The sequence below is a fragment of the Streptomyces sp. NPDC002130 genome, from assembly GCF_040296465.1.
GTDB lineage: Bacteria > Actinomycetota > Actinomycetes > Streptomycetales > Streptomycetaceae > Streptomyces.
This window is the reverse complement of sequence record NZ_JBEOXI010001067.1, coordinates 1-1,177: the sequence shown is the minus strand read 5'-3', so window position 1 is coordinate 1,177 and position 1,177 is coordinate 1. Positions and strand designations below refer to the sequence as shown.

Genomic DNA, 1,177 nt, shown 5'->3' with positions numbered 1-1,177 from the left:
CCCAGATGCCGGTCCCCCACCGGCGGGGCCGGGCGGGGCCGGTGGCCCGCCGGTTGCCGGCTTCCTGCGCGGCGGCGTCGGCGGCCAGGGTGCGGTGAAGTACCTCGCCGAACACAAGACTCACAACAATCTCCAACATCGATGGAACATGAACCGGACCCGAACACGAGGATCAATCCGACTTCCGGACATAGTTAACCCGTGCTAAGTAAGGTAGACCTTAATTTATTGCAGTGTTGTCGATGAGTCGATGCCTTCTCCGCTGCAACGGGGCCAACTACTATCGCAATTCGGCCAACGCAATACGTATGGCCTGTTCACGACAAGTATTGGCATCGGTGTGACTTCTGACTACCGCCCACGATCCCTAGCGTGGACCCAGTGCCTTCGACACCACTTCTTTCGGCCGAGACAAACGGCCCCCCAGCCAGGCCGGCGATCACGCCGCGCCAGGTAATTACCCGCGCGATCGCTTCCGAAGGTCGCGGAGCCAAGCTGGCGGCCGCCTCCGTCGGCTTCACCGGCCACCAGGTCGCGGAAGCATTGGTGCCGGTGGTGATCGGTGCGGTCATCGACCGAGCTGTGGCGACCAGCGATGCCGCAGCACTCGGAAAGTGGATCCTCGTTCTCGGAATTCTCTTCACCGGCTTGTTGCTCAGTTGGCGATTCGCGGCGCGTATCTCCGATTCCGTCACCGAGCACGGAGCACACCGCCTACGGATGGACATCGCGCGCCGAGGCCTCGATCCGCATGGCATGTCGCCTCGGCGCATGCCGGGCGAGGTCTACTCGATTGCGACATCCGACGCGGGTTCGGTGGCCGGATTCACGCACACGCTGAGCACCAAACTCGCCGCGGCTTGCGGGGTGCTGACCGCGGCGATCTCGCTGCTGGTGATCTCGGTACCACTCGGCCTGCTCGTCATCCTCGGCACTCCCCCGGTGCTGGCTCTCATGCAGGTGGTCAGTCGGCCGCTCGAACGCCGAGCCGAAACCGATCAGTGGCAGGGCGCCAAGGCCGGCGCACTAGCCGCGGATCTACTCTCCGGACTCCGATTCCTCTCCGGAATCGGCGCCGGAGATGCTGCAGCGCAGCGGTATCGGGGAGCCAGCCGGACTTCGTTGGTAGCTACCCTTCGCGCACAGAGATACCAAGCGATGTACTCCGCCGCGAACG

The 1,177-nt window shown here is 64.1% G+C and carries 1 protein-coding gene; it reads left to right on the top strand.

The window, feature by feature from the left end:
- Positions 1–372 precede the first annotated feature (372 nt).
- The coding region (locus tag ABT116_RS48445; RefSeq protein WP_351647918.1) for an ABC transporter transmembrane domain-containing protein at positions 373–1,177 on the top strand (805 nt) is incomplete at its 3' end.